Below are 23,055 nucleotides of genomic sequence, written 5' to 3'. Positions count from 1 at the left end.
GCGGCGGCCCGACTCCCCGCCGCCAGCGCGGCCTGGTCGGCCGCGGCGCCCGCGCGGTGTCGGGCCGTGACCGCTGCGGCGAAGGCGAACACGACCGCCGCCACGCACATCGGCACCAGCGCGAGTGCGAGCACCCACAACGTTGCCGAGCCCTCCTGCGCCGAGGTGCGCGGGCTCACGGCGGTACCTCGTCCTCCATCGCCGCCACCGCCACATGTTCCACGTGGAACCGCACCCCGGCCCACGCCGCTCCCGGCACGCCGACCTCGCCGGCGACCCGGAAGCGGACCAGACCGTCCGCGCGGGACACCTCGGTGCGCGCCCCGACCGGCCCGGCGGCCCGAGCCCGCTCCCTCGCAACCTCCGCCGGCTCGCCCCGGGCCAGGGCCCGCGCTCCCGCCTGCGCCGCGTCCACGCAGCGGATCTGCGCGGCGGCGGCACCGATCCCGGACACCGACACGGCGGTCAACAGGATCAGCACCGGCATGACGACCGCGGTCTCCGCGGTCACGAAGCCGTTCGCCGCACGCCCGCGGTGAGCGGTATCGGCGCGAGGCTCAGAACGAAACATCGAGTGCCTTGGTGATCACCCCGGTGAGCGCAGCCGCGACCCCCGGGCTGGTCACGATCTTGAACAGCACGGCCCCGAACGCCACCGCGGCGACCGTTATCTTGGGTGCAGGCAACTCGCCTGTTATGTAAGGCAAGTAGAGTAGTTCCTACTTGCCTCACTGGTATCCAAGGGGTTTAAGGCACGTTGGTCATCTCTGCTTTGCTGGACCGGTGCTATCGCGCCGAACGTGCCATCTCCGCCGACGGCGCCACGTACTGGGTCGTCGTCGACGAGTCCTTCGAGCTGCACACCGAAGCGTGTGCGTATCTGGTCGGCCTTCGCGGTGCCGACCGCGCGTACAACACCCAGCGGACGTACGCGGGCCGCATCGCCCTGTACCTGTCGTACTGCATCGACAAGGGTGTCGACTGGACACGGCCGTCGTTCGCGCAACTGGTCGCGATGATGCGTTGGTTGGTCGACGAGCCGTTGCCCCCCCGAAGCCGGCGGCCGGGCCGTGAGCCGCGGTTCCGCGGCGAGGGCACCGCGAACGCGACCATGGGGACGATCGGCGAGTTCCTGACGTGGTGCTCGTTGCAGGGTTGGGTTCCGCCGAGCGTGATCAGCCAACTGGTGCGGCCGAAGTTCCTGCGGTACGTCCCGCCCGGCTTCGATGCCGGCGAGGACGGCCAGCGGCGGAACGTGCGGGCCAGACTGCTCAAGTACCGCGTGGCCGTGCCGGGTTACGAGTGGCTCTCGGACGACCAGATCCGGTGCCTGGCCGACGTCACCACTCGTGCCCGGGATCGGTTCCTGGTGTTGTTGCTGGCGGTGAGCGGGATGCGGATCGGCGAGGCTTTGGGGCTGCGGCGCGAGGACATGCACTTCCTGCCCGACTCGACCACGCTGGGCTGCAAGGTCGCGGGGCCCCACGTGCATGTGCGGCGGCGCCGCAACGGCAACGGCGCCTACGCCAAGTCCCGGCACCCACGGTGGATTCCGGTGGAGGACGAGACCGTCGACCTGTACACCAGGTACCGCTGGGAGCGCGACGAGATCGTCGGGTCCGGCGGTGTGGACGACTGCGACATGGTGTTCGTGAACCTGTTCCGCGCGCCGTTGGGCGAGGCGATGAAGTACCAGAACACGTACGACCTGTTCCGGCGGCTCGCGGGACGGGCCGGGTTCGCGGCACGCCCGCACATGCTGCGGCACTCGGCGATCACGCGCTGGGTGCGGGGCGGGGTGCCGCGCGACGTGGCACAGAACATGGCGGGACACGCGGCGTCGTCGTCGATGGACCCGTATACGCACGCCACCGACCAGGACAAACGCGATGCCGTGGAACGGGTCGCCGCCCGGCGAAAGGAGGCGCGCGGGTGAGCGCATCGGGGAACGTGGTGCCGCTGCGTTGGCCGGCGCGGGATGCGGGCGACGCCGTTCCGGAGGGGATGTCGCCCGAGGAGGCGTCGGGGTGGACGGCGTGGCTCGTGGAGCACATCGACCCGGCCTGGCGGCCGGGTGAATGGGAGCCGGGCATCGGGTTGTTCACCGGTGACGTGGACCATCCTGGGACGGCGGTCTACCGGTGCGGGACCGCCGCGTGCGATGCGCTGACCGCGACCCGCGGGTTGTGCTCGGCGTGCAGGAAGGCATTGCGGGCGGGCGGGGTGGGAGCCAAGGAGTTCAAGGCGACGCACATTCCGGAGCGCAACCGGAGGATCGCGGGACGGCTGCCGTGTTGCCGCGTGGGCGGGTGTCCGCGCGAGGCGGTCCTGTGGGGGCTGTGTCTCGCGCACTCGTCGCTGCGGCGCGAGGACCTGATGCGCGAGCCGGGATCCGAGCTGGAGGCGTGGCTGGCCCGGCAGACGCCGTACGGGCCGTCGGCGGTGTGCACGGTGCCGGGCTGCCGCTATGACGGGCGTGCGACGTTCGGCCTGTGCGCGCTGCACGCGCGGCGCTGGCGCCAGCACCTGGCCCAGTCCCGCCGGTACGCGCCGGAGGATCTGCCGACGCCGGGATGGTTGGAGCGGCAGGCGCCGTTCCTCAACATCCACCAGTTCTCGCTGGCGCCGCTGCACTCGGTCGCGCGCTTGGAGGTGCTCTACGCGCTCCAGCGGCGTGACGCGCGCGGCCAGAAGATCGAACCGCTGGCGGTGCGTCAGGTGGTGGTTCACCTGGCGGCGGCGGAGAGCGTCGCCGCAGCGCCGGCCGGTTGGTTCGCGCGCCGGTCCCAGGCGAACGTGGATGCCCTGGTCCGCGAGACCCACCGCGTCGTGGCCGGGGCACTGGACCGGTTCAGGGGCGTGGACCCGACGACGCGGCCGGTGCTGGACCTGGCCGAACTGGGCGTGCGCGGGGTGAGCGGCGGCCCCACCCATCGGCCCGGTGACTTGGACGTGTCGGAGATCGGACAGCCGTGGCTGCGGGCGATCCTGGTGGGCTGGATCACCGAGACCAAGCCGACCACCGCCGAGGTGCGGCGGGCCGGCCGTGCCGTCCTGGCCGCCTCGCGGGCCCTGGAACTGCGACCCGGCGGGGGCGCGGACATGGCCGCGCTCGGGTTCGCCGATATGAACGCGGTGGTCGACACGTTCCGCCAGTTGCACAAGCTCGACGGCGACCCGATGTCGTCCACGGCCCGCGGGGCACTGCTGTCGTTCTTCTTCAAGGTCTTGGACTACAGTCGCGCGGCCGGGCATCTGGACGGCATGTCCGCGAGCTTCGCCCGGCACAGCAGCCACACCGTCAAGCGTGACGACGTACCTGAGGACGAGGCGGGCAAGGCGGTACCCGAGTCGGTCATCACCCAACTCGACGACTACACGCACCTGTTGGGCGCGGGCATCACCCACGGCAGGATGACTGGCCTCCAGGTGTCGGCGATGGCGCGGGCCGTGTACGAGCTGCTGCGCGACACCGGACGCCGCCCGTACGAGATCGCCCAACTTCGGGTGGGGTGCCTCGAACACGACGGCGGCGACTGGTCGCTGGTCTGGGACAACAACAAGGGTCGCCGCGGCGGGCGCCGGTTGCCGGTGACGAGCGAGACGGTGTCGTCGGTAGGGGCGTGGCTGGCGGTGCGGGAGACGGTCGACCTGCCGAGCGGCAGCGCGCCGTTCCTGTTTCCGCCGGCGAGCGAGCGGGGGGTCGTGCGGCATCTGGGGTCCGACCAAGTGTGGGCGATCATCCGCTCGTGGGCCGACGCGGTCCCGGTGTTGCTGGGCGAGGAGTTCGGGCCGGATGGGGAACGGGTGGCGTTCGAGCGGTCGTTGATCTTCCCGTACGCGTTCCGGCACTCGTTCGCGCAGCGGTACGCCGACGCGGGAGTGCCGATCGACGTGCTGCGCGATTTGATGGACCATCGGTCCAGTGACACGACGGCCAGGTACTACAAGGTCACGTTGAAGCGGAAGCGGGAGGCGGTGGACGTGATGCGTCTGCACACCGTCGACCGTGCCGGGCGGCCGGCGCCGATGGCGTCGGCGACCGCCTACGAGGCCAGGTCGGTGACGGTGCCGTTCGGGAACTGTACCGAGCCCTCGAACGTGAAGGCGGGCGGGAAGGCGTGCCCGATCCGCTTCCAGTGCGCGGCCTGCCCCTCGTACCGGCCCGACCCGTCCTTCCTGCCCGCCATCGAGGACCACGTCCGTTCCCTGAAGACCGACCGGGAGTACGCCGAGATGATGGAGGCGGACGCGTTCGTGGTGCGCAACCTCGACGACCAGATCGGCGCGTTCAGGAAGGTCGGCGACACCATGCGGGAACTGGTCGAGGCGATGGGCGAGGACGAGCGTGGCCGGGTCGAGGAGGCCGCGGTGCTGCTGCGGAAGGTGCGGGCCGCCGCGGGCGGCGCGGTGCCGCTGCCGATGCCCGGCTTCCCCGCTCGGCGCGAGGGGACCGGCGCGTGAGCGGCCGGCAGGCCGCGCGACGGGTCGAAGGGCAGCCGGGGGCGGGTCGTACGCCCGGGGACGTGCTGCGCGAGTCTCGGCGGCGGGACAGCGTCACCAAGCGGGCCGGGGTCTTGGCGGCGCTGGACGCGATGAAGGCGTCCGGCGAGCCGATCACCTTCGCCGCCGTGCGCCATGCCGCCGGGGTCTCCTCGTGGCTGGTGTACGCGGAGGGCGTGCGTGAGCACATCGAGGCCGCCATGCGGGGACAGGCAAAGGCCGAACGTCGCGCCCGCGGGGCCGGGGCGAGCCCGTCGGCGGCGAGTCTGGCCACCGACCTCGAACTGGTGCGCGCGGAGAACAAGGCTCTGCGGGCGGAGCGCGACCGCCTCAAGGAGGCCGTGCGGCGATCGCTGGGCGATCGACTGGACGCGGTGGGCACCGGGGAGTTGACCGAGCGCGTGAACGAGTTGCTGGGCGCCGTCGAGAAGCTGGCCGTCGAACGCGACTGGGCATGCGCGGAGCGCGACGCGTTGAAGGGCCGGCTCGCGGAGGCCGAGGAGGATCTTCTCGCGGCCCGCGAGGCGGGCAGGCGGCTGCTGAAGCAGGTCAACCGCGCTCCCGGGGACGCCTTCCAACTCGGCGAGGGGCAGACGTCCCCGGAAGTGTCCGGTCACGCGGTGACGTAGGGGTCCTCGCCGGTGGCTGCCCGGGCGAGGCGGGCCTCCAGGGTGGCGACGCGCTCGGCGAGTTCGTTGTTCACGAACTGGAGGCGGCAGACCTCCTGGCCGAGTTCCTCGACGCCGCTGACGGTCTGGATGCACCCGTCGACGGCCGACGCCATCTCCTGGAACGCCTTCGGGGCGACCCCGTGGGTGTTCTTGGCCTCGTACGCGCATGCGCGGCGCATGTCGTCCATGGCGGAGACGGCGACCCGGGAGGCGTTCAGCGCGTCGCGGGCGCCGAACTCGTCGCCGCGGCCGGACAGGTTGAACCGGGTCACCCGCGCGCCGCGCATGAGCGGGTCACGTGAGGGCAGGAACCGCTCCAGTCGGTGGTCCAAGTGCTCGGCAGCCTTGCGGGCTTGGCGCACCGCGCACTTGAGACGGTTGCCGACCGGCAGGCCCACCCCTTTGCCGATTTGTTCGTAGGTGAGTTCCCGGCCCGCGTTGTGCCGCAGCCACAGCAACACCCCGACGGTGTCCTCCTCCAGTCGGCTCGGCTTCCTGCCCTCGTCGAACCCGCGCCCGCCGGATGCGGTCACCCCAGCTTCTCGCTCTCGTCCAGGAACGCCCGCAGCGCGGCGTCGCCGAGCGCGCCGTGATGGCTGGCGGCCAGGTCGCGGATGAACGAGATGGCCGCCTGCGCGCCGTTGCACAGGTCCGCGATGGCCGCGCTGCGTTCGTCGGAGAAGGTGATCGTGTGCTGTTGCAGAAGGGTCAGGGCCCGCAGCGTGCCCAGCCGCACCGCGGTCAGCTCTGTGAAGACCTCCAGGGCGGCATCGGTCGGGGACTTGGCCCGCGATGCGCTGCGGACCGCCTGCGCCACCGCCGCCTTCTCGGCCGCCGCCTCCTCGTCGTCGTCGCGCGCGAGGTCGTGTTCCTTCTCGCGCTCGGCGGTCACGCTGCGGGCGGCGTCGCGGTCGGCCCGCTCGCGCTCGGCCTCCCGGCGGTCGTACTCCTCGATGGCCTCCCGGGCCGCGACGCGGGTGCCCGGGTCCGCCAGCACCGCCGTCTTGAGTGCCCCCGGGTGCTGGGCCATGTAGATCGAGGCCGCTGGTTTGACCCCGGCGCGCTCCGCCTCCTGCTCGATCGAGCTGCGGCGCTCACCCGCGTTCATCCGGGCCTCGTAGCTGCGGTAGTACCCGTGCTTGCCGAAGAACGGGACCTTGTCCTCGTCGGGAAGCTCGACGTGGACGCCGGGGCTCAGCTCGTGGGCCGGTTCGACGTGCTTGTCGGCGGCGGCACGGTTCCACGCGTCGTAGAACGCCAGGATGCGTTTGGTGCCGGTGCCCGCTCGGTGGGCGAACTCCCGCGCGCTGACCCGCCGGAAAACGTTTCGGTCGAATCGTTTCGTGGACTCCTGTTCGATCCCGACGCCATGGCCCTCGTCAGGTCGCACGCGTCGGGCGACCAGGTATGCGAGGGCCCAGCCACCCTTGCGGTCGTGGACGGCGAACTCCTCCACGTCGGCGGTCAACTGCTCGTCGCCGTCCGTGCCAGTCGGCGGCCTCACGCGCTCACCGACTCCCGCGACGGCGCTGGGATGCGGCGCACGGCCGCGGTGTGGGTGCCGACCCTGTCCGTCGCCCAGACCGTGAGGACCTCAAACGTCCCGATCGCCTCCTTGCAGGCGAGCACCTGCTCGGCGGACAGGTCCACGGCACGCGGGTAGCGGTTCATGCAGGCCACCGCCTGGTCGCGCAGCCGAACCAGGTCCCGGGCCAGAGCCGTACCCTTGTCGGACCGCTCGCCACCGGCGGTTCCCCGGCCGCCCTTCTCGCGTTCCTGGTCCCTGCGGCGCTTGGCGTCGACGGCCGTGCGCACCGCCTCGCTCAGCTCGGCGTCCTCCTCGACCAGCGCGCGGATGATCTTCTCGCGCTCCGGGCCGTTGCGGTTCAGGGCGTCGACGTACTCGGCGATCGTGGCCTCGCCCGGCCCGGAGGCGTTCAGCAGGTCCCGCAGGGACGGCCCGATGCCCAGGGCCTGCCGATACGTCGCGACGCAAACGCGGCCCGCGCCGGAGTCGCGCGCCTCCCGCAGTAGCTCGCGCAGGGTGCGGTAGTCCTCGTCGTAGGGAGTCCCGCCGGGCCCGGTGCGCGATCCTTCGCGCAGCACGCTGTAGCTCACGTGGATGCCACTGTCGGACACCCGTTGCCGCATCGGAGCGGTGCACGCGCGGGCGGTCTGGCGGTACTGGCGTGCGGTGCGCGGGTTCAGCCCCACCTCGCCGCAGAACGCCTCCAGCGCCCCGTCGCCCCCGGCGGGGGAGGCAACGGCCAGGAGGAGATCGCCGATCGCCAGCCGGTTGTCCCGTCCGGCATCCATCAGACGACGGCCCTCACGCACTTCGTGATCTGCAAAGTTCATACGACATCCCCATCGGAACCGACACGATGGGCACGCAGTGTAATCAAATGAATGCGTTCCGGAAGATCGTCGACTCTCCTTCGGGGAGTCCCGGATTGTTGCGTCATGGCGCTGATCAGCGCCGTCGTGGACTGGGCCTCGGAACGACAACACCCGTGTGGGTGACGGGACGCGTGGCCTGTGGGCGGGCTCGACCCGATTGCGTGGAGCCGCCGCTGAGACCCTGTGCTCGCCGTCGTCGGAGGGCGTCGCCCGGGACGTGATCCGTGTGGGTCGATGTCGGGCGTTCGTCCTTCGCGGATGCTCGTGTCTTCGTAGGGTGGCCGCCCGTGGACTACCTCTCTTTGCTTCGCCGGCGTCGGATCCTGGTGTTGTGGTCGGCCGAGGCGTTCAGCGTGTTCGGCGACCGTCTGTTCACCCTGGCCCTGACGTGGCTGGCGTGGCAGCGCTCCGGCGCTGTCGCAATGGGCCTGGTCGTGGTGGTGGAGAGCGTCCCGCACATCGTGCTGGGATCGTTCGGGCGCAAGGTGATCGCGCGGTGCGCGGTGCTTCGCCGGTTGGCGGTGGTCGAGTTCGTGCAGATCGCGGTGGTGGCGTCGTTGCCGTGGTTGTGGGACCGACTCGGTCTCGTCGGGATCCTGGCGGTGATCGCACTGCTGGGCACCGCCGACGCGGTAACCGGCCCCGCCCTGGGATCGCTGATCCCCGACCTGGTCGAACCCGGAGAGGTCCGGGCGGTGACCGGGTTGATGCAACTGACCGGCCGCATGGCGTGGATCCTGGGCCCGGCCGGCGCCGCCGGACTGTTGCTGGTGATGCCCGTGCACGCGCTGTTCTGGGTCGACGCGGCCACGTTCGCGGTTTCCGGGGCCGCGTTTGCCTACCTCGACCGCGGGCAGCCGGCGCCCTCGGCATCGGGCACGACCGTGCTCGACGCCGACCGGGAGGCGCCCACCGCTCGGGCGGTGTTGGGGCGCCGGCCCGTGCTGGGCTGGGTGCTGGGATTGGAGACGGTGGGCGAGGCGTGCGCAGTGGTGGCCTCGATCGGTATTCCGATCTGGCTGACGGCCCGGTTGGAGGCGGGCCCGGGCGCATACGGACTGGTGCTCTCGGCGATGGGCGTCGGCAGCGTGGTGGGCAACCTGATGGCGGGCAACGCGAAGTCCGTCGGGGTGTTCCCCGGCTCGTACTGCGCGGTGTGGCTGGCTCGGGGTGCGTTGCTCGGCGGGTACGCGTTCACGTCGGGCCTGAACTCGGTGATCGCGGTGACCGCGCTCCTGGGTCTCCTGACCCCGCTGGGGTCGGTGACGCTGGGGTCGGAGATCGGGCGCCTGCCCGGCCCCGAGCGGCTGCGGTTGTTCACCGTGGAACTCACGGCCCTGCATGTCGCGGGGATGGGCGGCATGCTCGTGCTGCCTGCCCTGGTGGAGCGGGCGCCCCGGGCGGCGTTCGGGTGGGCCGGGGCCGTCACGGTACTGGCGGCCGCGGTGACGTGGACGGCCTCAGGCAGCGCGCGCGGTGAAGACGAGCGCGCGATGTCCGGCGCCGTCGCGGGTGGGGACGTCGATGCTCCGCTCGACGATGAAGCGGTGACGCGCGAGTAGGTCGTGCCAACCGGCCGCGTCGTACGCGTAGTGCACCACCGGCATGCGGACGCCGGTGCCCAGGGTCAGGTTGTCCACCCGTGCCCCGTGGAGTGCACCGGGGCGGGCTGCACTGACGGTGAACGCCAACAGGCCGCCGGGGGCGAGGCGTTCGCGGACACGCGGCAGGAGCCGTTCGGGGTCGGTGTACCAGAGTGCGCCGAAGATCGAGTACACGACGTCGTATGTCTCCCGCGATGCGGCGAGGAAGTCGCCCGCCTCGCCCGTGGTCCAGGCGATGCCGGGCACGTGCGCCCACCGCGCGCGGGCTTGGGCGACGCAGTCCTCGGCGACGTCCAGGCCGACCGTGCGGGCCGGGCCCAGGGTCGCGACGTGGGCGAGGTTGTCGCCGCGGTTGCAGCCCAGCTCGATCACCCGGGCACCTCGTACGTCGCCCAGGAGTTCGGCGCCGGGGCCCGTGCCCGGACGATGGGTCCACTCCATGCGCGCGGGGACCACCTCCGCCCGATCGGTGGAGGTTCGGTCCTGACGGGCGATGGCGTTCCACGCGGCGGCGTTCACGCGCGTGTCCACCGTCCGGTCGTGTCGACGAGCGGTCACGGCATCCTCCCGATGCGCATGGCCGCGGGGACCGACCGGGTCGGTCGGTCCCCGCGGTGTCGAGGTGGTGTGGATCAGGCGGCGTGGGCGCGGATGCGGTTCATCCAGGTGTCGCTCATGCCTTCGAGGTCGGCGCGGAAGCGGTCCATGTCGGCGCCGTAGGGCACGACCGCGCCGCCCTTCATGTCGGCCGCCGCCGAGCAGCCGTGCACCAGCCGCCCACCCAACGCCGCGTGGGCGAGGATGGAGTCGATCCGGCGGTACTCGTTGAAGAACCCGCCGTGGTACAGCTCGTCGAGTGCCATGCCCTGCTCGTCGTCCAGGCCGAAGACCACGGAGGTGGCGACCGGGAAGAACCAGCACGGACCGACGTTGGCGATGCTCCCGTCGATGCGGACCTTGTTCAGGGCCATCAGCGTGGTGGCCTCGCGCAGCATCCGCATGTGGCCGGCGTCCACGTGCGACAGGCCCGGGTCGGTCAGGTGCTTGTCGGAGAACACGTGCGCGGCGACCTTGTGGCCGATCCGCAGGACCTCGGCCGGGTCGTCGGTGATGCGACCGTGCTCTTTCACGAACTCCAGCGCGGCCTGTTCGACGGTGCGGGAGTCGGTGTCGCGCAGCGGCAGCAGGTCGCGGGCGAGCAGGTCCCAGTCGACGACCAGCCAGGTGGGGTCCTGGTAGCGGAAGAAGTACACGGCCGGGTCGATCTCAACGGTGCGGCCGGTGACGGTGACGCCGTCGATGCGGCCCCACTCGGGCGTGAAAGGTTCGGGCATCTCGACGGCGATGGTTCCCGTGGTTGGTGTAGCCGTGGTCATGGCGTTCCTCCCCTGGCTCGGCGGACCCCTGCCGGGTCCTCCTGCACTTCAGAACAACGCCGACGGGCACGGATCGTGAAGTCCCGTGCCGTTGCTTTGGGTTGCCGATCGGTTGCCTCGGGTTGCCTCGCACATCCCGGACCATTCCAGGCGGGCCGGGGCAAGGGGCACACTGGGCGGCACGCCTTGGGGGAGGTCGACCGTGACGGACACCATCGAACGGCACCCGCTCACCACGCTGCTGACCCGCAACCGGTGGACCGCGACCGGCTACCTGCGCAAGGTCGCCGACCGGCATCGGGCTTTGGGGTTCGGGTCGATGGCCACCCGCAAGGAGAAGGTTTCCCGCTGGATGGGCGTCGCCGAGCCCGCCCCCACCGCGCAACTGGCCATGGCCGACCTGCTGGGCATCGACCCCGAGGAGATCCGTCGCCGGGGTTGGCCCTGGTGGTTGTTGCTCGCCTTCCACGACGACGACACCGTTTTGGACTCCCCTTGGTCCACGGTGGGTACCGTCAAGGCACTGGACGACGTGGGAGGGCCGGTGGACCGACGCGGATTCCTCATCGCCTCGACGAGCACTCTGTCGGCGAGCCTCGCCCGCTGGGCGAACGCCGACGCCGCCAACGGCGCCGTCACTGGCGGGCGGCACGTGGGCGCGCACGTCGCCGACCTGTTCGACACCCGCCTCGACGCCCTGCGACACCTGGACGACGAGGTCGGATCCTCCCAGGTCTACGACGCGGCGAGCGCGGAACTCCGCTTGATCACACGACTGTTACGCGATGCCTCGTATACGGAGGTGACGGGTCGGCGCTTGTTCGGATCGGCCGCGGAGGCGTCCCGCCTGGCCGGGTGGTGCGCGTACGACAGCGGTCACACGGCCAGTGCCGAGAGGCACTTCGCTGCCTCGTTGCGGGCTGCGGCATCCGGCGGCGACGCCACGACCGGCGCCACCGCCCTCGCATTCTGGGCCAACGTCCGCTACAGCAACCACGACCCGCGCGGTGCCGTCGACATGGTCGACGGCGCCCTCGACACCCGTCGCAGAATCATCTCGCCCCGAGTGGTCGCGATGCTGCACGCGCGCAAGGCCCGTGCCCACTCCACCGCTGGCGACGCAAGCGACACCTACCGCGCGCTCGACGCGGCGTTCGCCGCTTACGACCGCGCCGGACCTGCGGGCGAGGATTTGCCTGGCATGTACTGGCTCACACACGGCGAACTCCACCAGGTCGCGGCCAGTTCCGCCCTGACCTTGGGCAAGCCCGGGCGGGCGCTGGAGCACTTCGATGCCGCCCTGGCCCACCACGACCCCTACGACACCACCGGCGAGGCACGCGGAGCCGCGATCTACCTCGCACGCCGGGCCGAGGCGCACATCGCGCTCGGCGACCTGGACACCGCCGCTGGCATCGCCCACCAAGTGGTCGACATGATGGGCGGTGTCGACTCCGCCCGCGGATGCGCCACCCTCACCGACCTGCGTGACACCCTGGGCGCGCATCGCAACGCAACCGCCGTGTGCGATTTCCTCGACCGCACCGGCTGAAAGATGCTCATGGAGCGCCCCAGGAGGAGGCGTCTGCTCGCCCGATCCAGGCATGCCACCGTCCGCTCGCTGGAGCGATACGCCCGCCCCAGCGTCGAGCCGTCGCCCGTCACGTCGCCAGCCAGGACCCGGCTGCCCGCCGCCGCTGATCGAATCCTAGCGTTGCGGTAACCCGATCATCCTTCGCAAGGAGTCGAGAACATATCCATCCACGACGTTTGCCGATTCGAAGGCTGTGGGCGACGAGTCGCAAACCAGACGGAAGCGCTCTGCCAGACCCACTATCGCCAGCACTTAAACGGAAAACCGCTCAGTCGGATCCGGCCGAACTTCTCTACGACGGCGAACGGCGGCATCTGTGGGGTGCCCGACTGCGGCAAGCGCATCGATCGAAAGGGCGTCTGCAAGACGCACTACGAGCGACAGCGCGAGGGGAAGTCGCTCATCGAACCCATCAGGAGGCAACGGATACCTCAGGGCGCCACCTGCGCGTTCCCTGACTGCGGGAAGCCCGAGCACGCCAAGCAGCTCTGCCAGGGGCACTACATGCAGCAATACAACGGCAAACCGTTGAAGCCTCTCCGTATTGCCGTCGTGGGCGCCCAACCCTGTTCATTCTGCGGGTGCATCAACATCGCCTCCGGCCGAACCCTCTGTCACACCCACGCCCAGCAGGATAGACACGGTGAACAGCTCCGCCCACTGAGGTTCAAACTGAGTGCAGCCCGGTCAGCCGAACTTCGGGCCCAGAATCTCTATTGGTGCCTGCACTGCGAACAGATCCTCCCACTCGAACGATTCGTCTGGAACAGGAAGATCGGCAAACCTCAGTCCGGCTGCAAGCTCTGCCGATCGATGCACAAGAAGGCTCGCACGTTCAACGTCAGCCTCGAATTCGTTCGCGAGCTGTTCGAGCTCCAAAATCATGCCTGTGCGATCTGTAACCGACGGCACGGCGACCCGAACAAGGGCGAGGACAGCGACTGGCTGCACTTGGACCACGACCACCGCCGGTGCATCGGCGATGGGGCGCCCTGCGGTAAGTGCGTTCGCGGCCTGCTCTGCGGGAACTGCAACGCGCGGGGCCTGGCCTGGTACGAGGAAATCCGGTCGATGCTTGGGGAAATCGAGCTGTTCGAAAGGTACTTGCAGGCCCCGCCAGCCCAGATCCTCTACGCAAGGGGACTCGCCTGACACGGTGCTGAACAGGCTCGACCATGGAAGACGAGACCAGGCAGGCTGTGGCGTTGAGCGCACTTCTGCTGCATCGGCCCTCACACTTGCTCGAAAGCGCCCGATCCGCACAGACAGAGCGCACTGCGCACTGCGCACTGTGCGCTCTGTCGGGCCCGAAGTCCCGCAGAAAGCACACCACGCTCGGCCATCTCCTGCGCGCACAACACCAGTGTGTCTGTGCCTGGCGGATCTATTCGCTCTGCTCCGGAGGTCCATCACCTCTGCGGCGTGCGGCTCCCGGGAGTGTGCGGGTGCGCGCAAACAGGTCTTCCGCAGGTCCAACGAGCCGACTCACAGTCACGTCCAGAGCCCGGGCCAACGTGAGGATCACGAGCAACGAGGGGTTACGCCGACCATGCTCCACATCGAGCACCATGCGTCGACTGATCCCGGACTCCTCGGCCAAGTCGTCGAGCGACCACTCCCGTGCATGTCGAGTACGTCGCACCTCGATGCCAAAGGCGTGGACGACCGGGTCCCGCCCAGAGGGATCCGGGTCGAGATTCGGGGATGGGGACGTCGGCTGGTCGGACACAGATAGTGACACAACGCGCCGCGCCGACAACTAGCAGTGCATGATGATGCACTATCGTTTTTCGCGGGTCGGAAGAACACGGGATGCATGTGCCCGAGGTGTCGCGTGCTGTCCGCATCGGCTGTGACAGGCGAACGCGGCGTCGCCGGTGTCTACGTGGATCCTGCCGGTGAGGCGGAAAGCGAGGCCTCCATGAGGAGCGCGTCCAAGTACACGGATGAATTCAAGCGAGAGGCAGTCGCCAGGTTTCACGCCACGATCGGCGTTCGCACCTTCGCGTCGGTCGCCGCTGAACTCGGCATCAACCACGAGACCCTGCGAGGGTGGGTTCGTTTGGCCGAGGCTACAGACGGCCACGACGATCCGGCCGGGTCCCCGGTTGATCGCGCGGAACTTGATCGACTGCGGCACCAGGTCAGCCTTCTGGAACGTGAACGCGACCTACTCCGCCGCGCCGCCCAGTACTTCGCCCGCGAGCTCCCCAGCTGAGGCATCGAGCGCAGACTCCTACACATCCGAACGATGTAGCCGAGCACGGCGGGCGCGAAGAAGATCCAGTCGACGGTTCGGATCGCCAAGCGGGACTTGGTGCCCGCTGTGGTGAACCTGCGCGGCGAACACAGCGGTGTAGCCCAGATGTGACACATCACCTGTCGAGGCGGCTCTCAGCTGCCTCGCGCAGACAAGTGAGGACGCCTGCAACTCGACGCCCCTGGGCGGTGAGCCGGTATGTGATAGTCACCGGTCGGGTCGCATCGACGTTCCGGGACACGAGACCGCTGTTCTCCAGCCCGGCAAGGCGGCCGGAGAGCACGCGGTTGGAGATCCCGGAGACGGCTTCCTGGATCTCACCGAATCGCCACATGTCCTCAGAGGTACGAAGAATCAGAAGGATGTGAATCGTCCAGCGGGCCGAGAGGGTCTCAACGAGATCCCTTTCAGCTCGGGTCAACGCTGAACTGCTGCCCCCAACCGTCATAGCACTCCTTCCTCGAGGAAGCGGTTCTAGAAAGGAGGCTTCTCATCGGTCTGTGCCGGGTCGAACAACGCGCCGTCCAGGTTGTTGCCGGTGTCCGGCTCCTCCTTTGAGGCGTGCTCCTTGAGCATGACGTACTTGGGGAACTTGCCCGGACTCTTGTCGTCCTCGCGGGCCTGGGCGATCCACTTCCCCGGATACAGCTCGTCAAGTGCCTGCTTGACCAGAGCTCGGCCCCAGTCAAAGGTGGAGTCGGAGCGCTTCGCGTACTCGGGGGCCCTCTCACCCAGCATGTGAGCGATGTGTCCCCACTTGATGCCGCGGCTGCTGTTGATCATCTTGTGGAACTCGGGCTTGTTGTCCCGCAGGTGGACGATCGCGATCGCACTGTCGTCCACCGAGACGTCTTCTCCGTCAGGCGCGGTGGCGGCACCGTGGGGATTGTTAGCCGCGAGGCTGGCGGAAGCAACCCGGGCTTCGGTACGTCGTTCCTCGACGACGGCCCGGGACTTGGTGGCGAAGTTGTCAGGGGTTGGGAGAGAGTAGTCGGGGTCGGCCATCTTGTAGGAGTCCTCGAAGCTGAGGACGCGCACAGAGATGGGGTAGGGGCGGGCGTGGCGGTCGGTGCCGGGTGCGCTGGACCAGTAAATGCCATTGCCGACGAGTGGCTCGTTGAGCAGGGTGGCCAGCAGGTCTTCGGAGAAGTGGGCGTTTGCCTTCTTCAGGGACAAAAGGTCGCCTTGGGAGAGCAGGTGGAAGACGAAGAAGTTGTCGCCCTGGCTGAGGAGTTCCTGCGGCAGGCTGCCTGGCTGTTGGGTGATCAGCAGGGCACCGAGATCGTATTTGCGGCCCTCCTTCACCCACGAGATGAAGGGGCCGTCCTCCCTCTGATTGGAGCCACCGAGGACGGACTGTGCCTCTTCGATGACAGCAATGGTGGGAATGGACTTCGGGTCAGCCTCGGTGAACTGATTCTGGTTGTGCTCGAAGATGTCGCCGAGGATCACGCCAGCGAGCTGAAGCCCCTGGGAGCCGCGCATTTGCGAGATGTCCACCACACAGAGCTTGCCTTGGGAAAGGCAGTCCTTCAGGCTGCTGAGGAGCTGACTGTCGGGGTCATGCAGTGCGTTGACGACGCGGGTCATGTTGCTGACCGCAGCGTTAGTCTCAGCTTCTTGGCCGGCATCGAGGTTCAGGATCTGCTGGACCTGTGAGCGGTCGGCGCCGTACTTGTCCCGGTGGATCAGGTCGACAAGCCGGTTCCACCTGGGTCCGTCGAGGGATTTGAGCTTGACGACGTTCTGCTGGTCCTGCTTCTCCGGTGGCAGCGCGATACCCAGTACTCGCGATGCTTGCAGTTCCTTGATGTTCAGCTTGACGCCGTTGACGACGAAGGACTGGTAGAACTCGCTGGGGCCCTTGCGGTTGGTGAAGACGACCAGCTTGTCGCGCAGGTGCGGTACGTCGCAAAGGGCGGGGCGGCCCTTGAAGTCGGGCCAGAAGTACTCGCCGTCCGGGTCGAAAATGATTGTTCCGACCGGGGCTTCGCCGGACCGGCGCGGGACAGTGGGCTGTCCTTCGTACAGGGCGGAGAAGAGCAGCTTGACCAGATTCGACTTACCGAAGCCGGCGCGGGCGAAGACGAAGCTGCGGCGAGCCACGAGCTTGTCAATCTGGAAGGTCGGCATGATCGCGGGCTGCTGAACCTGCATCCAGGAGGTGTCGCCCACGCGCTTGTCGTTTCCGGCATAGACAAATTCACCAAAAGCGAGGTAGCCGATGGGCACCGCGCCGTCGTCGGTGTCCTTCGCGTTCACGACCTCGGCGAGCAGGTCGTCACCCAAGAGTGCGACCTGGGCGCCGACATGCGGGAGGCGCCGGTGGCTGGGGACGAAGATGTGCTTGTCGCCCTCCATGCGAAGGACACCGAGGATGCGGATGTCGACCTTGTACTTCAGGTAGCGTTCGCGCAGCTCATCGGGAATGGGCCGCTGGTCGCGCACCGCGCGAGTGGCGTAGTCCTCGCCGATGGGAGACACCAGGCGCCCCTGGGAGGCAATGGTGGTGATCCGCCCGAGGATTGCCTCCCGTTCGTGTTCGAGCTGAACGAGGACGAACTGGCCGTGCATGGCCATGGTCTGGAAGTCGTCGTGGTGCGGCAGCACGAGGTCGGCGTGGAACTCCATTCCACCCTCGGAGAAACCGCGGAAGGTGCCGATGACTTTGTCACGCTCGAACAGGCTCATGACGGTACTTGCTCCACAGGATGCGGCTCGGACGGTGAGGAGTGTTACTCGTAGCGGTTGGCGGCCACATCGGAGGCCAATCGCAGGGCATCGATGATGTGGGCCTTGTCATCACCGACCTGATCGCGAACTGCGTCGACGAGCTGGTCTTCAATGATGTCCATGTCCAGGTCGGCGACGCGGGAGTAACTGTCGGCCTGCTGAATGCAGTTGGGATAGAGCGGGATGGGGAAGCCGGCCACCGCGTCGGCCTGCAGGTAGCCGAAGATCGCCTGGGCTTCCCTGTCCTGGCGGGACATGATGTCCACGGTCCAGATGGGGTCGCCGGAGTACGGGCCGAAGCGCACGAAGTACATCGAGCCGATGTTGAACTTTGGCTTCTCACCGGGAGAGTCGTCCCTGACGTCGCGGGTGTACTCGTCCCATAGGTATGCCTTCTCCAACATCTCGGCAGGGACCTTGGCGAAACAGGCGGCGCCGTTGTCGAACACGCCCGACAGCGAGATCGCAAGCCGGTAGTACTCCAGGACTTGGGTCTTCTTCGCCAGTCCCACCAGCCACACCTTGCGTCGGTCCTGACGCCAGATCCGCTCGATGGCCTCGTAGATCTGCTCGCCCATCTTCACGAACAGCTCGCCCTGGAAGATCTTGCTGCGCAGCAGGCCGTCGCGGACGATCAGGGTGTCGACTGCGTAGTCACGGTGGCAGATCAGGTCATACAACGTTGCCCATTCGCACAGGTCTCGGAAAACCTGCACCCAACTGGGCGACTTGCCGGACATCATCGGCGACAGGTCCTGGAGTCTTTCGACGTCCAGTCCGCGCATCATCCTGCCCAGCGCGGTGCGCGGGCTGCCGTCTTCATGGAACTGGCGGCGGCTCAGGCCGTCGATGTCGGCGATCGGGGAGACCACCTCCATGCACAGCTCCTTGCCGTTGGAGTCCACGACTCGGACGACCTGCAGGTAGAAGGGGTTGAAGGCGACCTTGTTGTTGCCGCCATCGGAGGCCATCAGCGCGACCGATGTCGCTGACCGCGGCCTGATCACCTTGACCTCAGAGCGGATGGCCTGAGCCTGCTCGACCAGCTTGTCCAGCTCGGCGCGACCGGCTTCGACTTGATCGCCGATCAACTGTTTGAGCTGCTTGATCTGGTCCCCGTCGAACATGCATCTCCCCTGCACCGCACGTGTGTTGCCACAGGCGAGTGATTCACTCGCCTGGTCTACACAGCATGCCACGGGGAGTAGACATTCCGTTATGAAGTTGTGGGAAGTAACCGGGTTACCCGATTAGTGGGGCAGCCCGATCAACTCGGCGATGAGATCGATCTCTTCGATGGCGGAGCCCGCCTTGCCGAACTGCTCGGCCTGCCGGTTGCGCTTCGGGGGTGTGCCAGCCTGCCGGACTTCCTTGACAACCCACCCGGCCTTCGCCTCCCGCACGGAGGCCATCAGCATTTGCTCCGGGTCGGTGCGGGCCGAGGGCAGAGCACCGAAGCGGATCGCAAGCCGGGCGCCCTGACGGCAGCGGAGGGCGGTTGCGGCCCACACCTTGGCCAGGGCCTGGATGAAGGCCTCCTGGTTCGGCTGGCGGGCGATCTGGCCGTGCGTTCCGTAGAGGACCTCGGCGGGCCCTCCGAGAAACCAAGAGCGCAACCACTGGTCGGCCACATAGGTGCGCATGCCGTAGTACGGGGGCGAGGTGACAACCAGGTCGAACTTCTGCCGCAGGCCGCCGAGGGTCTCGACGGAGTCGCCGAGGTAGACCCGGCCGCCGTGGGTGAGCGGTGCCGCGTCCAACAGTCGCTTGGCCCGCCGCTCGATGACCTCCAGAGCCGGAATGCGCACCGGTTCCATGGCGTGCTTCTTCCAGAACTTCACCGCGTAGGCGGGCTTGGAGGCGTAGGTGCGCGGCATCTGGTTCGACAGGTACGACGGAAGGTTCTTGTTACGCGGGCCATGCAGGATGCCCAGCAGAACCGCCCGCAGCATGGCAGCCGTCGGTGTGGTCATCCCCAGTAGGGCCTCACGCAGCGCCACCAGTTCGCGGAGCGTCTCGCGCTCGAAGCACCACTGCCAGAACTCGCCCTCGGGCACCTCTCCTCGCATGCTGTCGTCGAGGATATGCCGCGCGAGACGAACCACAGCACCAGGTGTGACCTGGACGAGCTTGGCCTGGGCGATGGCAGCGGCCACCGGGTTGATGTCGATGCCCACCGACGGCAGCCCCGCCAGACGCGCGGCATAGAGGGTTGTTCCCCGCCCGCAGAACGGGTCCAGCACGCGAGTGGCATCGGGGCGGGCGGCAAGCTGCTGGAGCGGGAAGTCCAGCGGAAACATCGTGTAGTACGGGCAGACGGCATTCAGTCGGAGCACATCTTCGGGTCGACTGGGGGAAGGGGCCGCAGCGGTCACCGTCATGGGTGTAACTATACAGGTATAGTTACACCCATGCCACGAAGGAGGCTCGATCCCGCCACCCAACTTCGCGGGCAGGAGCTCGCCTCCCGCCTTACGCAGGCCCGCCGCACCTCCGGGCGCTCAGCCGAGGCCGTCGCCCGCAGCGCGGGGATCTCCGTCGAGACCGTGCGCAGCATCGAAAAGGGCCGCACGTTCACGCCGGAATTCTTCACCGTCGCTGCCCTGGCCGTGGAGCTGGGACTGTCGCTCGACGAGTTGTACGCCGTCGTCCGTCAATCCACCCGAAGCGATCATCATGCGTACCGGGACCGTAGCGCCGACGCCTCCAGCCCAGCAGATCTACCCCCTGGCGCCTGAAACCTCCCACCAATCAAGGGGATTCCGCCAGTCCCGCTCTGTACTCATCTTCGGTTCGCCCGCCGAGCTGGCCGTGCTCTGCACGCCTGTCCCCACGTGCCCTACTTGCCAGCAACCATCACACGGCATGTCACCTCGGATGTCGGGTTGACAACACTAGATAGCGACCGTTGACCGAGCGGAAACTCGATCGGCTGCGGAACCAGGTCAGCACTCTGGAACGCGAACGCGACCTACTCCGCCGCGCCGCCCCGTACTTCGCCCGCGAACTGCCACGCTAAGACATCGGGCACACATCCCCGCTCATCCCGAAGGGTGTAGTCGAGCACGGCGGGCGCGAAGAAGCTCGACAAGACAGTCCGCCCGCCCATAACTGTCACCCGTTGGGTTATGGATGGGGCGTTGGTCGCCGAGTGGCGCAGGGGGGCAACCCTGCCCGGCCCTGCGCGCACGTGCGCGATCGCGTCCCCGGCGCGCATGCCGCCGCTTACGAGGGCAGGTCGGCCCGAGTTCCATGACCACCCAAGTTCGCACATCCCCGAACCTGGCCGGCGCATTGCCCATCTCGACGGGTCCCGCGGGCAAGCCCTACGCGGTCCGGCGGTCAGCGACGGGTCGTCCAGAAGTGCAAGACCTCGCCCATCTCCTCGCGACTACCGTCAGAGCGTTCCCGGAAACCCGGTGCGAGGTTGAAGCGGAGTTCGGGGCCGCGCTCGCACAGCTCGACCCTGTCCAGCCAGGCATGTCGGTCCGGGTGTCCGACGACGACCCGCTCGCAGGTGTCCGCGAGGTCTTGGTTGCAGGCCGCCACCCGACCGAGCTTGACCTCGTCCACCGACGATCCCTCGCCCCGGGTGAGAACGAGTTGCGCGTGGGGGCCAAGCGGGAATCTGATCTCCTCGGCATCCATCAAGCCGAAGCCTTGATAGGCGTCCTGCGGCGAGGGGGGTCGCCACAGCACCAGGGGAGCGTCCGAGGTGAGAAAGCAGGGCTTGCGGCTGAGCTCCAGCCGCCAGTGCCGGGCGTGGATGAAGGGGAGGTACTCCTTGACCGAGCCGAGCGTCACGATGACCGCGTCGTCGTGGGTGGGGTCGCCGCCGGTTTCCGCGCGCACACCGTGGTAGTAAGTCCAAGCTGCTCGGGCCTCTGCCGCCTTCGGGGCACGGCCGAGACGCCGGTGTTCGTACTCCGTGATCAGTGCTTGATCGACTTCGCGGTCGCCCGCATACGTGGTGACATCGCGGGCAAAGAGCACCATGACTCGCTTCCCCGGCGTCCTGGCCATTTGCACGGCCAAGTAGAGGGCGAGGGTCTCTCGATCCTCACTGCCCGGGGCAGGAGGCTGTCCTGTTTGGTCGATCTGACGCAGGACGCGTATGCCGTTGCCCTCCAACGCAGCTAGGTGCTGTTCGACAGCCGTGGAGGGGGTGCCGTTGTCCGTGGTGACGGTGTATAGACCGGTCTCGGCGGCGATGTTTTTGACGTTGACGATATGGGTCTTTGCGGGGCGCCTGCGCCTCACCCTGACCTGCTCGCCTCGGCCGAACCGCTCCAGGTACTTCCGCGGCACGTAGTGGTGGCGTTTCGGATAGGACACGTCATCAGGATAGATCGCCGGGCTCCCGAAGCCCGGTGATGACGACTACCCCTGCGGGAACGAACGGCCGCAATCACGAGGCAGCAACGCATGGTCCCGACCACTCCCATCGGGGGATGAGTCGCCAGCCACGGGGACGGTCGTTCTACCTGACGGGCTGCCCCATCAAGGGTTACTGCTGTTCACCAAGCGCTACTACTGAGTTCGCATGCGCTTCAGGAAAGCCCGAACGAGATCGTCCAGGTCTTTGTCGTCGGTCGTTTCCTCGACGAGGATGCGTTCGATGTGGATGATCCCGCTGTTGCGCCAGTGACGGTCACGCGTCGCGTCGGCACCGAATCGCCCGCGGTGGTGGGGGCCATCGACCTCCAGCAGTCCCAGCTTGCCGCATCGGGCGATCAGAAAGTCCGGGGTCCAACTGTTTCCGGCTCCGACTCGGCCCAGAGGCAGCGGGAAGATGGAGATGGTCGCGTCCGAGGGAAGGACCGATTGAGCACGCTTGAGCGCCGAATAGACCTTGACTTCCTCAAGCGACTCGAAGACGAAGCCGTCACGCCGGAGGTCCGGGTTGGGACTGCTGACCCGCACCGCGTGGTTCGTGACGATGTCGGTCGAAAGGAGGCCCTGAAGAGTCTGCCGCCAGTTCGCGTCCACGTCCGGCAGCGCAGTACCGACGATGACTGACTGCACTTCTTCGCCGTTGCGTTCGGCGACTTGGCACAAAACAGTAGAGATGCGAGCAACGATCTCCTCGGCGAAGCGTTCTTCGAGCCATCCGGGAACGTGCAGGCGGGCCATGTACCAGTCACCGAACCTGTTGCCCGGAACGAGCTCCATGCTCTCGACGTCGAGCAGCAGGGCAGCTGCCTGAACGTCGCCTTGCTCATGCAGGAAGAACGCGGTCTGAGCCAGAATTCGATCTAGGACCGACTGGGTTTCGGGGACTTGCCGAACCGCCGCATCACTGGATTCACGAGTCACGTTGTCACGATAAGCGCAACGACCGACACTTCGTTCGCTTCGATGGGGTACTCGGCGTGCGCGGGTGCATGTGTTTGAGATCTCGACCGCACATGGCGTCGCGGTTCGTCCGACGCTTTGTCCAACTCTTTTGTGGGTTTCGCGACTTGCGCTGTTGAGTCGGTGACTCGCTGCCGATGTCCTTGTGTCCGGGGCTGCGGGCTGCCCAGATCGCGCTCCATGGCGAGATGTCCGTGAAGATCCGATCCGCATCTCTTCGAGACGCCAGGCGATTGCGACGCTCGCTTGCCCACGCGCCCGGCCTCAACGAGGCCGGACGCATCAAGCGGGAAGTCCACTGCAATGCGGGTGGCGCCGAATCCGACTGCCGGAAGAGTCAGCCGAGGTGGTGCTTGAGGATCGCCCAGAGCGCCACGAGCGCCACGATGATCAAGGCTGCGGTCACCTGGACGGCCACCTCGCGCGAGAAGCGACCGGCCTGTCCGAGCCACCGACGCCAGCGCGTCCGGGGTAATTCCGGCGTTCGGGGAGCCGTTTCTTCAGCAAGGCGAGTACGTTTGGGCATGAAGCTCCTAGGAGTTGTCACTGAGAGGGCCAG

General features: G+C 67.9%; 24 protein-coding genes. 8 read left to right on the top strand and 16 right to left on the bottom strand.

The window, feature by feature from the left end; genetic code table 11:
* From ABZS54_RS04825 to ABZS54_RS04815, 3 genes are all read right to left on the bottom strand, one after another.
* On the bottom strand, positions 1-179 hold a 179-nt coding region (locus ABZS54_RS04825; protein ID WP_355531090.1), incomplete at its 3' end, for a pilus assembly protein TadG-related protein.
* Positions 176-511, bottom strand: coding sequence for a TadE family type IV pilus minor pilin (locus ABZS54_RS04820; protein WP_355531078.1), 336 nt, complete (start codon positions 509-511; stop codon positions 176-178). The genes ABZS54_RS04820 and ABZS54_RS04825, both read right to left, overlap by 4 nt.
* 46 nt (positions 512-557) lie before the next feature.
* Positions 558-686 (bottom strand): DUF4244 domain-containing protein, encoded by a 129-nt coding sequence (locus ABZS54_RS04815; RefSeq protein ID WP_355531076.1) that lies wholly within the window; start codon positions 684-686, stop codon positions 558-560.
* A gap of 194 nt (positions 687-880) precedes the next feature.
* Between ABZS54_RS04815 and ABZS54_RS04810 the strand changes: the two genes are divergently transcribed.
* Genes ABZS54_RS04810 through ABZS54_RS04800 form a run of 3 tightly spaced genes read left to right on the top strand, consistent with a single transcriptional unit; the run spans position 881 to position 5,132 of the window.
* Positions 881-1,936 carry a tyrosine-type recombinase/integrase gene (locus ABZS54_RS04810; protein WP_355531088.1) on the top strand — a complete coding sequence of 352 codons (1,056 nt, stop codon included), beginning with the start codon at positions 881-883 and terminating at the stop codon, positions 1,934-1,936.
* A complete protein-coding gene (locus tag ABZS54_RS04805; RefSeq protein WP_355531074.1) occupies positions 1,933-4,464 on the top strand; it encodes a tyrosine-type recombinase/integrase in 2,532 nt (843 codons plus the stop codon). The genes ABZS54_RS04810 and ABZS54_RS04805 overlap by 4 nt, the downstream gene beginning before the upstream one ends.
* Positions 4,461-5,132, top strand: coding sequence for a DUF6262 family protein (locus ABZS54_RS04800; protein ID WP_355531072.1), 672 nt, complete (start codon positions 4,461-4,463; stop codon positions 5,130-5,132). Before ABZS54_RS04805 ends, ABZS54_RS04800 begins: the two co-directional genes overlap by 4 nt.
* On the opposite strand, the gene ABZS54_RS04795 is transcribed toward ABZS54_RS04800, so the two are convergent.
* From ABZS54_RS04795 to ABZS54_RS04785, 3 genes are read right to left on the bottom strand one after another with little or no spacing between them, the layout of a single operon-like run.
* Positions 5,117-5,707 (bottom strand): hypothetical protein, encoded by a 591-nt coding sequence (locus ABZS54_RS04795; protein WP_355531070.1) that lies wholly within the window; start codon positions 5,705-5,707, stop codon positions 5,117-5,119. The genes ABZS54_RS04800 and ABZS54_RS04795 overlap by 16 nt on opposite strands.
* The gene (locus tag ABZS54_RS04790) at positions 5,704-6,678 is read right to left on the bottom strand and encodes a hypothetical protein (protein ID WP_355531068.1); all 975 of its coding nucleotides are present in this window, start codon (positions 6,676-6,678) and stop codon (positions 5,704-5,706) included. Before ABZS54_RS04790 ends, ABZS54_RS04795 begins: the two co-directional genes overlap by 4 nt.
* Positions 6,675-7,532 carry a hypothetical protein gene (locus tag ABZS54_RS04785; RefSeq protein WP_355531066.1) on the bottom strand — a complete coding sequence of 286 codons (858 nt, stop codon included), beginning with the start codon at positions 7,530-7,532 and terminating at the stop codon, positions 6,675-6,677. Before ABZS54_RS04785 ends, ABZS54_RS04790 begins: the two co-directional genes overlap by 4 nt.
* Positions 7,533-7,861: 329 nt before the next feature.
* On the opposite strand from ABZS54_RS04785, the gene ABZS54_RS04780 reads away from it, so the two are divergent.
* A complete protein-coding gene (locus tag ABZS54_RS04780) occupies positions 7,862-9,136 on the top strand; it encodes an MFS transporter (RefSeq protein ID WP_355531064.1) in 1,275 nt (424 codons plus the stop codon).
* Here the strand turns inward: ABZS54_RS04780 and ABZS54_RS04775 are convergent.
* Together ABZS54_RS04775 and ABZS54_RS04770 are read right to left on the bottom strand one after the other, a co-directional pair.
* On the bottom strand, positions 9,035-9,736 hold the full coding sequence (locus ABZS54_RS04775; RefSeq protein WP_355531062.1) for a class I SAM-dependent methyltransferase: 702 nt from the start codon (positions 9,734-9,736) through the stop codon (positions 9,035-9,037). The genes ABZS54_RS04780 and ABZS54_RS04775 overlap by 102 nt on opposite strands.
* 74 nt (positions 9,737-9,810) lie before the next feature.
* Positions 9,811-10,512: a hypothetical protein gene (locus tag ABZS54_RS04770; protein ID WP_355531060.1), complete on the bottom strand. Its 702-nt coding sequence runs from the start codon at positions 10,510-10,512 to the stop codon at positions 9,811-9,813.
* Between the two features lie 244 nt (positions 10,513-10,756).
* Here ABZS54_RS04770 and ABZS54_RS04765 point away from each other — a divergent pair, with 244 nt between their 5' ends.
* Positions 10,757-12,106, top strand: coding sequence for a transcriptional regulator (locus ABZS54_RS04765; protein ID WP_355531058.1), 1,350 nt, complete (start codon positions 10,757-10,759; stop codon positions 12,104-12,106).
* A 363-nt stretch (positions 12,107-12,469) separates the two neighbouring features.
* The gene (locus ABZS54_RS04760) at positions 12,470-13,300 is read left to right on the top strand and encodes an endonuclease domain-containing protein (RefSeq protein WP_355531056.1); all 831 of its coding nucleotides are present in this window, start codon (positions 12,470-12,472) and stop codon (positions 13,298-13,300) included.
* A gap of 232 nt (positions 13,301-13,532) precedes the next feature.
* Here ABZS54_RS04760 and ABZS54_RS04755 read toward each other — a convergent pair whose 3' ends face one another.
* The gene (locus tag ABZS54_RS04755; RefSeq protein WP_355531054.1) at positions 13,533-13,877 is read right to left on the bottom strand and encodes a helix-turn-helix transcriptional regulator; all 345 of its coding nucleotides are present in this window, start codon (positions 13,875-13,877) and stop codon (positions 13,533-13,535) included.
* 105 nt (positions 13,878-13,982) lie between these two features.
* Between ABZS54_RS04755 and ABZS54_RS04750 the strand changes: the two genes are divergently transcribed.
* The gene (locus tag ABZS54_RS04750) at positions 13,983-14,366 is read left to right on the top strand and encodes a transposase (RefSeq protein ID WP_355531052.1); all 384 of its coding nucleotides are present in this window, start codon (positions 13,983-13,985) and stop codon (positions 14,364-14,366) included.
* Positions 14,367-14,523: 157 nt separating this feature from the next.
* Here the strand turns inward: ABZS54_RS04750 and ABZS54_RS04745 are convergent, their stop codons facing one another.
* The 4 genes from ABZS54_RS04745 to ABZS54_RS04730 all read right to left on the bottom strand — a co-directional run bounded on the left by ABZS54_RS04745 (position 14,524) and on the right by ABZS54_RS04730 (position 19,522).
* Positions 14,524-14,856: a helix-turn-helix domain-containing protein gene (locus ABZS54_RS04745; protein ID WP_355531050.1), complete on the bottom strand. Its 333-nt coding sequence runs from the start codon at positions 14,854-14,856 to the stop codon at positions 14,524-14,526.
* A 26-nt stretch (positions 14,857-14,882) separates the two neighbouring features.
* Positions 14,883-17,099: an ATP-binding protein gene (locus ABZS54_RS04740; RefSeq protein WP_355531048.1), complete on the bottom strand. Its 2,217-nt coding sequence runs from the start codon at positions 17,097-17,099 to the stop codon at positions 14,883-14,885.
* Positions 17,100-17,143: 44 nt separating this feature from the next.
* Complete coding sequence (locus ABZS54_RS04735) at positions 17,144-18,268, bottom strand: hypothetical protein (RefSeq protein WP_355531046.1); 1,125 nt, start codon at positions 18,266-18,268, stop codon at positions 17,144-17,146.
* A gap of 123 nt (positions 18,269-18,391) precedes the next feature.
* Positions 18,392-19,522 carry a site-specific DNA-methyltransferase gene (locus ABZS54_RS04730; RefSeq protein ID WP_355531044.1) on the bottom strand — a complete coding sequence of 377 codons (1,131 nt, stop codon included), beginning with the start codon at positions 19,520-19,522 and terminating at the stop codon, positions 18,392-18,394.
* Between the two features lie 30 nt (positions 19,523-19,552).
* Between ABZS54_RS04730 and ABZS54_RS04725 the strand changes: the two genes are divergently transcribed.
* Entirely contained in the window at positions 19,553-19,879 is a 327-nt protein-coding gene (locus ABZS54_RS04725; protein ID WP_355531042.1) for a helix-turn-helix transcriptional regulator, read from the top strand.
* Positions 19,880-20,483: 604 nt separating this feature from the next.
* Here the strand turns inward: ABZS54_RS04725 and ABZS54_RS04720 are convergent.
* From ABZS54_RS04720 to ABZS54_RS04710, 3 genes are all read right to left on the bottom strand, one after another.
* The gene (locus ABZS54_RS04720) at positions 20,484-21,476 is read right to left on the bottom strand and encodes a DUF4238 domain-containing protein (RefSeq protein WP_355531040.1); all 993 of its coding nucleotides are present in this window, start codon (positions 21,474-21,476) and stop codon (positions 20,484-20,486) included.
* 195 nt (positions 21,477-21,671) lie between these two features.
* A complete protein-coding gene (locus ABZS54_RS04715) occupies positions 21,672-22,457 on the bottom strand; it encodes a hypothetical protein (protein WP_355531038.1) in 786 nt (261 codons plus the stop codon).
* Positions 22,458-22,833: 376 nt separating this feature from the next.
* A complete protein-coding gene (locus ABZS54_RS04710; RefSeq protein ID WP_355531036.1) occupies positions 22,834-23,022 on the bottom strand; it encodes a hypothetical protein in 189 nt (62 codons plus the stop codon).
* Positions 23,023-23,055 lie beyond the last annotated feature (33 nt).

It is taken from the genome of Embleya sp. NPDC005575 (assembly GCF_040605455.1).
Classification (GTDB): domain Bacteria; phylum Actinomycetota; class Actinomycetes; order Streptomycetales; family Streptomycetaceae; genus Embleya.
The sequence above is the reverse complement of the archived record's forward strand: the minus strand, read 5'-3'. Positions and strand labels throughout refer to the sequence as shown.